Origin of the sequence: Novipirellula galeiformis (assembly GCF_007860095.1) — a bacterium.
Taxonomy (GTDB): domain Bacteria; phylum Planctomycetota; class Planctomycetia; order Pirellulales; family Pirellulaceae; genus Novipirellula; species Novipirellula galeiformis.
On record NZ_SJPT01000004.1, the window covers coordinates 111,087 to 122,706 of the forward strand.

8 protein-coding genes are annotated in these 11,620 nt (G+C 56.6%); 5 read left to right on the forward strand and 3 right to left on the reverse strand.

All coding sequences use genetic code 11. The features are described from left to right. Window positions 1–240: 240 nt before the first annotated feature. Together Pla52o_RS11370 and Pla52o_RS11375 are read right to left on the reverse strand one after the other, a co-directional pair. Complete coding sequence (locus Pla52o_RS11370; RefSeq protein ID WP_231612266.1) at window positions 241–948, reverse strand: YggS family pyridoxal phosphate-dependent enzyme; 708 nt, start codon at window positions 946–948, stop codon at window positions 241–243. Between the two features lie 7 nt (window positions 949–955). Next, complete coding sequence (locus Pla52o_RS11375) at window positions 956–2,923, reverse strand: hypothetical protein (protein WP_146594753.1); 1,968 nt, start codon at window positions 2,921–2,923, stop codon at window positions 956–958. Between the two features lie 116 nt (window positions 2,924–3,039). Between Pla52o_RS11375 and Pla52o_RS11380 the strand changes: the two genes are divergently transcribed. Further along, window positions 3,040–4,236 (forward strand): YdjY domain-containing protein, encoded by a 1,197-nt coding sequence (locus tag Pla52o_RS11380; RefSeq protein ID WP_146594754.1) that lies wholly within the window; start codon window positions 3,040–3,042, stop codon window positions 4,234–4,236. A gap of 267 nt (window positions 4,237–4,503) precedes the next feature. Here Pla52o_RS11380 and Pla52o_RS11385 read toward each other — a convergent pair whose 3' ends face one another. Next, the gene (locus Pla52o_RS11385; protein WP_146594755.1) at window positions 4,504–5,421 is read right to left on the reverse strand and encodes a TIM barrel protein; all 918 of its coding nucleotides are present in this window, start codon (window positions 5,419–5,421) and stop codon (window positions 4,504–4,506) included. Window positions 5,422–5,675: 254 nt separating this feature from the next. On the opposite strand from Pla52o_RS11385, the gene Pla52o_RS11390 reads away from it, so the two are divergent. The 4 genes from Pla52o_RS11390 (at window position 5,676) to gdhA (ending at window position 11,389) form a co-directional block, all read left to right on the forward strand. Then, on the forward strand, window positions 5,676–6,599 hold the full coding sequence (locus tag Pla52o_RS11390; RefSeq protein ID WP_146594756.1) for an MBL fold metallo-hydrolase: 924 nt from the start codon (window positions 5,676–5,678) through the stop codon (window positions 6,597–6,599). 145 nt (window positions 6,600–6,744) lie between these two features. Beyond that, window positions 6,745–7,059 carry a DUF485 domain-containing protein gene (locus Pla52o_RS11395; protein ID WP_146594757.1) on the forward strand — a complete coding sequence of 105 codons (315 nt, stop codon included), beginning with the start codon at window positions 6,745–6,747 and terminating at the stop codon, window positions 7,057–7,059. After that, entirely contained in the window at window positions 7,056–8,987 is a 1,932-nt protein-coding gene (locus tag Pla52o_RS11400; RefSeq protein ID WP_146594758.1) for a sodium/solute symporter, read from the forward strand. The genes Pla52o_RS11395 and Pla52o_RS11400 overlap by 4 nt, the downstream gene beginning before the upstream one ends. 1,034 nt (window positions 8,988–10,021) lie before the next feature. Beyond that, a complete protein-coding gene (gene gdhA, locus Pla52o_RS11405) occupies window positions 10,022–11,389 on the forward strand; it encodes an NADP-specific glutamate dehydrogenase (RefSeq protein WP_146594759.1) in 1,368 nt (455 codons plus the stop codon). Window positions 11,390–11,620 lie beyond the last annotated feature (231 nt).

Below are 11,620 nucleotides of genomic sequence, written 5' to 3' on the forward strand. Positions count from 1 at the left end.
TCCTTTTGATGTAGCGATCGTCGCCCGATGGTGGACCACTGTCGGGCGAACGTAGCAACAACTCGGATCCCACATCATGGCTCAGAGCTGCCCTCAGCGACTCGCGAATGATGTACGGATCAAAATCATCAGCCGATGCGGACGATTTGTAGTCGCGTTTTTTAACCCGAAGGACAAGCGAACGAATATCAAGCTTGATTCGGTCTCTCGTTAACGCATCGGGTTAGGCAAGACGCCTGACTAGGCGTTTAGCACCCCTTCGAATAATCGGGACCCGATCCGTACCATGGTCGCCCCTTCGGCGATCGCGACAGCAAAATCGCCGCTCATCCCCATCGACAACTCAGGCAGTGCCACACCGGTGTGAAGTTGCAATTCGTCACGAAGTTGGCGCGTCTCGGCGAATTGGCGGCGGGCCGACTCGGAATCCGTGCCCCAACCGGCCATCGCCATCAACCCCCGCACTTTGACAACGTCATTGCCTGGCTCGGCAAGGTGACGCTCTAGGATCGGCTCGATCGCCTCGGGCATCAAACCCGTCTTATCGGGCTCGCCGCTGATATTTACCTCTAACAACACCTCAGTCGGCTGCTTGAGAACGCTTGCTTCTTCGACAATCGCATGGAGCAATCGTTCACTGTCGACCGAGTGAATCCACGGCCGAAATGGCATCGATCGCCGCAGCTTGTTGCGTTGCAGATGGCCAATCAAGTGCCATTGGACCTGATCGGGAAACTCCACTTCGGCCGCCTTTTTCCACAGCACTTGCGGACGGTTTTCTCCGAGCTGATGGCATCCCGCCTCGACCAGGGCGAGAGTCGTTTCCGCGTCAACGTACTTGCTAACGCCAATGATTTGGACCGAGTCGGACGGCCGCTTCGCAGCCGTCGTTGCGGCTTGCACGTCATCGACAACCGATTTCCAATTTTCCGCCAGACGCGTACGCATTTGGTCCTCAATCATCGTTCGCCTCGCTATCGTCCACCGTTACCAATTCGTCGTAGTCTCCCTCGCCGGTGTCAAAGCGTGCGGCAAAGAAATCTGCGATCAAATGCTTGCCTAGAACCGTTCGGCAGCGGCGTTGGCCGAGCGAACGATAAATCATCCACTGTTCGGACCCGACCTGGACGCGGAATCCCACCGCTTCATGCCGATCGCACAAGCGACGCTCGTCGCCGACCGTCAATTGTCGCCACGTCCGCTTGCGCCGGAATCGCCGCTGTTGCAAATCAAACCAAAGTGGCATGTAGAGCGCCCCATTGCCCTGAGCCGTCCAGACCAAGTGGTCATCTTCGCTTGCCGAAAGCTTCGTCGTCGTCGGACCAATACGCCATTCCGATGCCGACAAAGGCATCACCAACGCGCGAGGCTGGCCGTCACTCAAAAACAGTTCGCGAGTCTCATTTTCGAGCTCGGCCGAGATGCCCGCAGCGACCGGAATCCGAGTCGAGTAGCGGATCGACTTTAGCGGAGTTGCGGCATCCGATTCCGAGTCCTGACACGGCAGCACCCCATCGGCCATCATCAAACAACGATCGTCCCGAATCAACATCAGCTGCCGCTGCAGCACAACGCCGCCTGTCCACGGTTGCTCGATTTCAATGAAGTGCACGTCGTCATCGGTGTACTCGCAAACCAGCGACCAATCGCCCGAGGGTTGTTGGTCGACTCCGTCGATCTCGATCGACGTTTGCACGGTCCCCGATACCACTCGCGTTCGCCCCGCATAGATCTCGAGCTCGTTATGTTCGCCACGGTAACTCAGGTGAGTACGCCCACGACGCACATCCCATTCGGGCAGCATGATCGCAAGCTTGGCATCTTCGCAGTGATGAAATGCATCAGGCAAACAAACCTCCCAAGCCAACCGTCCACCGCTATGACTGAGCCCGAGTGCGGCTTCAGTCGCCGGGCGAAGGGTCTCGGGATCAAACGCCATGGCATACTCGAGCAAGCCGCCTTGGCCCCGATCGTCTTTGACCTCTTTACGCGTCAGCGGGCTGAACGCAGACGTACCGTGATGCGTCGTCATCGCGGCGACCCAAGTGGCCAATTGGTCGCCAATGGACGTCCACGACTTCAAAAAGGTCTTCTTCGTAGTCGCTTTCAATAGTTCTTGACAACGGAGTAGCGAACCGAGGACCAGTCGCGTCGCGGCGGGTTTGGCCAACACCGCGGGGATCGCTTCATCCTCGTGATCACACCACAGCGCGAGCGCATCGATGGCCGATTTTTGAGCCCGTTTGCACGACGGCAAATCGGCTAGTCTCCAGGCGAGCGTCAAACCAAGCTCCGCGCCGACGATCAAATGGGCGGGCGAATCGGGCCGGTGCGTCTGGAGCACCCCTTCGCGGAACTGTTGCAACGATCCGAGCAACTCCCACCAAAGTGCGGGCTCAAGATGTTGACTCAGCATGGGCATCGCGCCAGCCCAAAGGATCGCATCGTGGCACGAGATCACGGACCGATCCCCATGATCAAGTTGGACAATCATTTCCGCCGTGGCCGCAACCCAATCGACCGGGCGAGTCGAACCGCGACGCCGAGGCGGTTGGTCACACGCCATTTGGCTCAGCCCTTGGCGCACCGGATCGACCGCAGTTTCGATCGACGTGGCGAGCCCCCATCGATAGACGGTTCCAGCCACCGCGGCGGGGCCGAACACCTTTTTTGCCGACTTCGTTTCACCACGCTCGGCGAACTTTTTGCAGAGTGTTTCCCAATTCGCCTCTGATACACGATCCCCATTTGGCAGCCTCTCGCCGCCGTCATGATCGACACCCCTGACGACGTCGTCCGGTACAGCTATCTTGGTCATGGACGATGACTTCGTTTGAGCCTCGGCTTGGTTCAAGGCCGCTTGACCGCGGGGGGCTGGTTTCTTGTTCAAGGCGTTTTCGGCCTCCGTGATTTTCGTCGACATGGGGTATAATGCGTTGGCTAGAAGTATCGTTTTTCATGCCTCGATTCGGCTGCTGTATACCTTACTCATTCAGCCGTTTGACGCTAGCACTTCCCAATCGACTCGACCGACGCCGCATGACTGTAATCGCTATGTTCTCCCGCAGATTGACTCCCTTCTTCTTGTTGGCCATCACGATGGGGGTCGGGTGCAGCCGCAATGCGGAATCCCCCAACGCCGTGCCCGCACCGCAACCCCATCCTACCACGGGCGTCACCAGCGTTGAAAACACGGCAACCGTTGAAAACACGGCAAATCCGGAGCTCAGTGCGGTGCCTTCCCCCGCCCCTAAGGTTACCCCACCGCCCACTTCGCCCCCTGCTCCCTCCACGACGCCCCAGCCCCAGGCACAGCCCCAGGCACAGGCACCGCCGCCGACCGAGCCCCGGCAATTGCCAAGGGTCGACACGAAAGCGAAGCAGGACGATTCCGTGATGTCCACAAGCCCTCCCGATGACGAGGCGAACCGGTCCCCATCGCCCGCCGACGCGGCCGAGCCAGTGGCCGAAGAGGAAGAAAAGTCACCAAGGCAATATTTGAGCGAACAATTATTGCCGCCCGCCGGAGCGAAACGGTTAAGCAAGGAATCATTGCTGTGGGTCGACCGCAATTTGAATCGCGTCTACATCGATGGGTATATCGCGATGGATCGCGGCGCCTTGGAAATGTTTGCCTGTCCGGTGGGAAGCAAGGAACACGAATCGATTGTCGCAGTGGTTGCCAAATCAAGTGAAGTCCACGCCGCACTGCTCGCCATCGGGGCCCAATCCGGAACGACGGCGATGTTCAATCCCAGTTTCGTGCCTCCGACCGGTCAAACCATTCGCGTTTGGGCATGTTGGCATGACAAGCAGGGCAAATTTCACGTCACCGATGCCCGTCGTTGGGTTCAAAACGTGGACACCAAGGAAGCGGTCGAAGCGGATTGGGTCTTCGCAGGCAGCGGATTCTACAAAGATGAAGAGGATGGCCGCGAATATTATCGCGCCGACGGTGGCGACATGATTTGTGTGTCGAACTTCAGCACCGCGATGATGGACCTTTCGCTGGCGAGCAGCGCCGATGCCGACTCCTTGATGTTCCAACCATTCCAGGGCCGGGTGCCCGAACGCGGCACCCCGGTACGATTGATCTTGGTACCGATCCCCGTGCCGACCGACGCGCCCACACCGAAACTAACCCCTCAGCAAGATCCGAACGTTGCTCCAAGCGAAGAGGTGTTGCAGAAGCGAGCGCAAGCGCCGAAGACCGACAGCGGCGAAGACGGAGAATGACGGGTAACGTGATCCGAGAGGCGGCACTGAAAACGACGCGGCAGCGAGCATTTTAAGATAGGTCGCAGGGCCGCGAGTAGATCGCAGGGCCGGTTCGGGCCGAACCGTTTGTGATTGGCCGGTGGGAACGGGCCCTACATCCCACATCCATTTCGAAGACACTCTTGGCAAAACGAAACAAGGCCAGAACCGCGGATGCGAATTCTGGCCTTGTTCGATGACGTTTTGATGTGGCGGAGCGATTGCTAAACCGCCCGAATGCCACACTTAGATCGCTGGCGTTGGCTCGTAAGGAACGTCTTCGATCAAATCCATTGGCAACGGTGCGACGTGAACGCCCGCGTCCTTGGAGATCGAATCGATCGCTTCTTGGCCCTTCTGAACCGTGTTTTCACGGGTTTGCCCTTTGTAACGCGACGACGAGGCGGTCGGGCAAACCGGACCACTGTAGCTAACCGACTTCAGATGGCTGACCACGCTGACGTGAGCCAATGCGCCTTCTTTTTCTGGCAACACGCGATCGGTCGTCTTGGCGGTTTCGACGGTGGCGTCACTGGCAACCGATCCCAAACGTACCGCAACAATCTTCTCGGCATCGATGCTGGTCAATTGCTCAAGCGTGCCCTTGCCCACGACCCAATCGAACGTGTCGATGATGTAGCCGATGTTCGCAGCAGGAATGCTGCTGACCAACGCGATAAAGCCTTCGACATCGCGAATGAATTCGAACTCTTTGCCTTCGGCCAATTCCTTGCCCGCGGAGAACGAAACGCCTAAACGGATTTCGCGAGGAGCCAAAACTTCCGCGATTTGGTTCAAACGAGCACGTTGAGTCTCGAAGTACTCTGGGTACGGCAAGCGGTCGGTAGCCACGGGCAAACGCAGGTACGCTCGCTTGACCAACAATTCCTTGGCGATTTCAGCCATCGGGTGAAGCGTCGCGACTTGGGCGGTAAACGTGTCGTCGTCCGCGTCCAAATTGACACCGAGATCGAAGCCACCAATTTTAATGTCGGCTGCACGCAGATACTTGGTCGCGTCTTCCAAGCTGGTCCGTTGCGAGCGACGGAGCATGTCGGCCATATCGACATCCATTCCACGGAACCCGTAGGTCAACGCCAACTCGATTAATTCACTTTGACGGCCGTTGATTCCAAGTAACCAAGGAGAAAAATTCTTGAACATTCAGTCTTCCTGCTTTTTTGATGACGATTAACGTGATTGGCTCAATATTGAGCTGATAAAAAACGGAGCCGATGGCGTTAGCCACGGGCCTCGACGAGGCACCAAGATTGTGTAGGAAGGTCCGAGGCGATCGCCTGCGGCTCACGAAAACACATTGATTTCTATCAGCCAAGCATGAGAGTATCGCAGAAACAGCCCTCTCCAGCCAAGGGGCTTATTGACAGCTTTCCGAATCGCTGAGAAGTTCAGCCACTATGGCCAATCCTTCCCACCCGCCGACCCCCTCTAACGACACCTCGCAGCAAGCGACTCCGCCCCGGCATGCTAGCCAAAATCCGCGTCAAGCCGAAGTCGTTTTTCTTGGCACCGGAACCAGCGTCGGCGTGCCTGCATTGGGCTGCCAATGCGCCGTCTGCACAAGCGATTCACCCCGCAATAACCGCACCCGATGTGCCATTGCCGTCCATTTACCCGCGGCCATCGCGGACCACGATCCGGCGGTCGATCCCAACGCTCCTCAGCACGGCTCGCGAACCATCTTGATCGATACCCCGCCCGACCTGCGGACCCAATTGTTGAGGGAAAAAATCTCCCTCATCCACGCCGTTTTGTTTACCCACGAACACGCCGATCACCTGTTTGGCTTGGACGACCTGCGACTTTTCCCGTTCCGGCTTGGGCACCCAGTCCCCCTATACTGCCAAACCCGCGTCGAACAGCGGATTCGGCATTCGTTTGATTACGCCTTCTCCCATCGCGAGCCCACCCACCCTGGCGCGGTTCCCCAGCTGGAGTTTTGCAACATCGACGAGGCTCCGTTCGAGGTGTTGGGGGTCCGCGTGACGCCGATCCCCATGACCCACGGGCCCCGATTCCATGTGCTGGGATTCCGCATCGGTGATTTTGCCTATTGTACCGATACCAATGGTATTCCCGATTCTTCGCTCGAGCGGCTGCGCGGGGTCCGAACGTTCGTGGTTGGAGCGCTTCGCCATACGCCTCATCCGACGCACTTCAGTTTGCAGGAGGCGATCGACATGGCGACCAAGGTCGGTGCCGCGCAAACCTACTTAACCCATATCTCGCACGATCTGGACCACGAAAAAACAACGAGTCAGTTGCCCGCAGGCGTGGCGATGAGCTACGACGGTTTACGCGTGAAGATTAATTTTGATTGAGTTGCAGTGGAGTTCGGTTGCAAATGCCCACCCGCGACCACACACGCGATGAAGGAGCGGTTAAGATGGGCCTCGCGAATTCCACTGCGGCAGCGTTTCCCCCCCTCCTTCACTCTTCATTCTTCATTCTTGAATTTCTTAGCCCATGCCTCATCCTTTGCCCAAGCCGGACGTGCCCACTGAGGCGCGCCAGTACAACTCACGACTCGGCATCGTGTTGTTCGTTATTTACTTGGTTCTCTATGCCGGGTTCGTGTTCATCAATGCATTTAACGCGTCCCAAATGGAAACGATTGTCGTCGCAGGACTGAACCTGGCGATCGTTTACGGATTTGGTTTGATCATCGCAGCGATCTTGATGGCACTGCTTTACGGAGTGATGTGTCGCAATGAACCGATCGTTGACGCTGCAACCGACCAAACCGCCAACAACGAATCAAGCGAAGGAGCGTCGAAATGATTTATGACCCTTCCTGGATCGCAGTCTTCGTTTTCCTCGCCTTCGTCGTCGTCACCGTCGGACTTAGTTTCTTTCTGGGGCGTAAAGCAACCTCCAGTGAAGGTTACTTTGCCGCACACGGACAAATCCCCTGGTTCATCAACGGGGTCGCGTTTGCGGGCGATTATTTGTCTGCCGCGTCGTTTCTAGGCATTTGCGGGATGATCGCCGCCTATGGCTACGACGGTTTTCTATATTCCATCGGTTACTTAGCCGGTTGGATCGTGGCCCTCTTTGTAATCGCCGAGCCGATGAAACGACTCGGTCGATTCACGTTTGCCGACGCCCTGGATGCCCAATTCAATTCACGCGGAATTAAACTTGCCGCCGGCATCAGCACGTTGGCCGTCAGCATTTTTTATCTGATCCCGCAAATGGTCGGGGCCGGTTCGTTAATCCAACCACTGCTAGGATTTCCGCATTGGGTCGGCGTCGTGATGGTCGGCGTCGTTGTAATCGTGATCGTCGTGACGGCGGGCATGGTTTCGACCACCTGGGTTCAATTCCTCAAAGGATCGCTGTTGGTCTTCTTCAGTGCGATTTTGGTGGTGATGCTGTTGAGGCAAGGCTTCGTGGAGTCCGATGGCGGACTGCAATCAATCGGGCCGATCGATTCGGCGACTGTTTCAGCGCCCCAGATTGAGGGCCGCGATACGATTCCGGCAACCGACGCATGGGCTGAGCACCCCGAGTTCGTACGACTTGCGAACTCCGAAGGCGGATTCACGATCTTTCGTGTCGAAGCCTCCGCCGAGAACCCCAATCAAGTGATGTTGCGTCAGGCTCAAGCGATTTCCACCTCCGTCAATGGAGAACAATTCGTCGATGGATTGCCGTTCGGTGCGAGCGAAGGACAACGTCAACTGTTACCGATTGGACATATCTCCAAACTTCCGTCGGACTACGAAGCCTCGACTCCCCTCGGTCCCATTTCGTTTTTCACGACCCTCTCTAAAAGTGAGATTGTGCTGTGGGGCAACGAGGTGATCCGTCATCCCGACGGAGCGACGACCAAGGTCTACTTTCAAAAGCCGACCGCGGGCACGCAAGTTCTGCGACCGGGAGAGCACCCGATGTTTTCCGGGATTCGCGGAGGCCAACCGACCGACCGCATTAACTTTTTGTCGTTGATGTTGGCGCTGTTCTGCGGAACCGCATCGCTACCCCACATTTTGATTCGTTACTACACGGTCAAAGATGGATCGGCGGCTCGTAAAAGCACGATTGTGGGAATCGCCAGCATCGGATTCTTCTATGTCTTGACGCTCTATCTCGGTCTCGGAGCGATGACCAGCAATGCACTCGATTTGACCGACACCAATATGGCTGCCCCACTCTTGGCACGCAGTATAAGCCAATGGTTGTTCGCCATCATCTCGGCAATCGCGTTCACCACCGTACTTGGGACGGTCAGCGGATTGATCTTGGCCAGTAGTGGTGCGGTGGCTCACGATTTGATCGGCGGCGTGTTGGGCATCGAATTGAGCGGACACACGCAAGTTCGCGTCGCGAAGCTGGCAGCCGTGTTCGTGGGCTTGATTGCGATCCTACTCGGTATCGCATTCAAAGAAATGAACGTCAGCTATCTGGTCGGTTGGGCGTTCAGCGTCGCTGCCAGTGCTAACTTGCCCGCACTCGTGATGCTGTTGTTCTGGAAACGCACGACCAAGGAAGGCATCATCTCCAGCGTGATCGTCGGCATGCTCAGCTCGCTGGGGTGGATTCTGCTATCGGCGGACACCTACGAGAAGGTCTTCGGATGGGACGGCGCGGATGCAATCGTGCCGTTCGCTCAACCCGGCATCGTCACGATCCCGTTAGCATTTGTTGCCTTGGTCGTGGTTTCTCTGCTGACAAAGCGAGAGACGCCGGAAGCTTCCCACGCGTAGCTTCGCCATCGCAATAAACGATTCGCAATGAACGATTCCCAACGCCACCCTCGCGGTGGCGTTTTTTTTTGCCTCCCCACAACGACTTGCCGCAGCCCCCTCTCTCTTTTTCACTCGACGACATCGCCCTCCGCCACACGCAAGCTCGACGATCGGCACAATCCGATCGCGATCACCCCATTCGCCCCCCTGATTTCTATCATTGGACTGGCGTTAACTCGTTTTGTGACGAAGACTTATCGCGGCTAACGTTGTTTTTGCTCCGACGGGAGACGCTGGAACGATGAAAGAGTCAGTCCCGATTGGAATCCGCTAAATGGATTTCCGTAACGGTGGCTAGCCCGGATATGGCATCCGAATGATCCAGAATCGTCTGAAGCGTTTACTCCGAAAAGCGTTACCACGTTTGCATGATGTGCGAAATCAAAATCATAACGCCGAAGCGTAAGCGAGGAGTTTTAGGAAGCGTCCCTCGCTTACACTGCGGGTGATGAAAAACCTGGGCTCGCGGCAAATTTCAACTGGTTTGATGCTCGCTTTCTGGGTCGCCTTGATACCTGGGCCGCCTCGATACCTGGGCCGCCTCGATACTTGACGTTGCAACTCCAAAGAGCGAGAGAATCATCGCTTCCCGACCTCCCTAACGAACCTAACGAGCTAATGCGAAATGAGTTTCCCGCCGTCGAGAGCGCTCCACCGAACAAGACCGGTATTGGCAGGAAACTCGCATTTCCGCCCGATCACTCCCGATCTCCGCTGCGTCGGTGCTGGAGAACACTGAGATCCGCCGGACGCAGGCGGCTGGCGATCCCAGAGCCCCATTCGTAGCCACCCCCATCCCGCGTCGGTCATGATCTCCGATCACCTCGTGAAGTTTGAGTCCCGCTCGACCTCCCTTCACCGTCGAGCCGATTATCCGCATGCTCCTCCGCAGCGATCAGAGAATGGACGTAGACGAAACGGGTTCGGAATAAGACGCACAAAGATCGGCCAACTCCATTCACACAAGACAACCTCACCGAGATCCCAACAAAATGACCAACAACGTATTGCCGACTAAATCGTGCGAAGAAACCAATCGCTTCATGAAAGGGCTTGCACGCCGCAATCCAGGGGAAATCGAATTCCAACAAGCGGTTAATGAATTCGTCGAAACGTTGATGCCGTACGTCTTGGAAAATCGCAAGTACCGCGACGCTCAAATCCTTGAACGGATGACCGAGCCCGACCGAATCATTACCTTTCGCGTGACCTGGGAAGACGACCGAGGCAACATTCGCGCCAACCGAGCATGGCGAGTTCAATTCAACAATTCGATTGGTCCCTACAAGGGTGGATTGCGATTCCACTCCAACGTAACGCTTAGCGTGCTGAAGTTTCTCGGTTTTGAGCAAGTCTTTAAAAACAGCCTGACGGGCCTCCCGATGGGTGGCGCAAAAGGAGGGGCGAACTTCAACCCGAAAGGAAAAAGCGATCGCGAGGTGATGCGATTTTGCCAAGCGATGATGCTCGAGTTGCATCGCCATATCGGCGAAGATACCGACGTCCCAGCCGGTGATATCGGGGTGGGCGGACGAGAGATCAGCTATCTGTTTGGCCAATATATCCGACTAGAGAATCGCTTTGCCGGAATTCTGACTGGCAAGGGACTGACGTTTGGCGGCAGCCTCGTCCGAACCGAAGCGACCGGTTACGGATGCGTCTACTTCTGTGAAAACATGTTCAACCATATCGGCGATAGTTTGACAGGAAAAATCTGTACCGTCTCCGGTTCGGGTAACGTCGCGATCTACACCGTCGAAAAGGCCAACGAATTGGGCGCCAAGGTGATCACGATGTCGGATTCGTCGGGCTTTGTGCACGACCCAGCGGGGATCGACGCTGAAAAGCTTGCGTTCATCAAGGATCTGAAAGAGGTGCGCCGTGGCCGCATCTCGGAGTACGCCGAGCACTTCAAAGGCGTCACCTTTCATGCCAATGAGCGCCCTTGGTCGGTGCCTTGTGACGTCGCCTTTCCCTGTGCCACCCAAAACGAGATCAACTTGGATGACGCCAAGGTGTTGATCGCAAACGGCGTCAAGGCGGTCAGCGAGGGTGCCAACATGCCGACCGAACTCGACGGGACTCACGCCTTCTTGAAGGCCAAGATCCTGTACGGTCCGTCCAAGGCAGCCAATGCCGGCGGCGTCGCGGTTTCGGGATTAGAGCTGAGCCAAAACGCGTTACGTCTGTCCTGGAACCACGAAGAGGTCGACACCAAGTTGAAGACCATCATGCGTGATATCCACGCCAAGTGTGTGATGCATGGCCAAAACGATGACATCGTCAACTACGTCCAAGGCTCGAACATCGCCGGATTCATCAAGGTCGCCGACGCCATGCTGGCTTACGGCGTCTCCTAACACGACACCCGGTGCACGGATACGTCGCTCCGCTCGCTAAATTCTGGGGATCGTTGAACGTCATCTCCATCGCGACGCATCCGTTTTAAAGTTGCGTGTTTTTCATGACCCAACGTATAAGCGAGGGAATCCCCCCGCTTGACTCAGTCCCTCACGGGCGCGACGGGATGTGAGTTCCTGAGCAACCAAGATTGCGCAGCTCCAAAACGCACAAGCGGAACTCCCAATGAA

Excerpts from the sequence above, each read along its gene's own strand:
- Pla52o_RS11370 (WP_231612266.1), bottom strand. The coding sequence starts at position 948 with ATGCGTACGCGTCTGGCGGAAAATTGGAAATCGGTTGTCGATGACGTG.
- Pla52o_RS11375 (WP_146594753.1), bottom strand. The coding sequence starts at position 2,923 with ATGTCGACGAAAATCACGGAGGCCGAAAACGCCTTGAACAAGAAACCA.
- Pla52o_RS11380 (WP_146594754.1), top strand. The coding sequence starts at position 3,040 with ATGACTGTAATCGCTATGTTCTCCCGCAGATTGACTCCCTTCTTCTTG.
- Pla52o_RS11385 (WP_146594755.1), bottom strand. The coding sequence starts at position 5,421 with ATGTTCAAGAATTTTTCTCCTTGGTTACTTGGAATCAACGGCCGTCAA.
- Pla52o_RS11390 (WP_146594756.1), top strand. The coding sequence starts at position 5,676 with ATGGCCAATCCTTCCCACCCGCCGACCCCCTCTAACGACACCTCGCAG.
- Pla52o_RS11395 (WP_146594757.1), top strand. The coding sequence starts at position 6,745 with ATGCCTCATCCTTTGCCCAAGCCGGACGTGCCCACTGAGGCGCGCCAG.
- Pla52o_RS11400 (WP_146594758.1), top strand. The coding sequence starts at position 7,056 with ATGATTTATGACCCTTCCTGGATCGCAGTCTTCGTTTTCCTCGCCTTC.
- gdhA (WP_146594759.1), top strand. The coding sequence starts at position 10,022 with ATGACCAACAACGTATTGCCGACTAAATCGTGCGAAGAAACCAATCGC.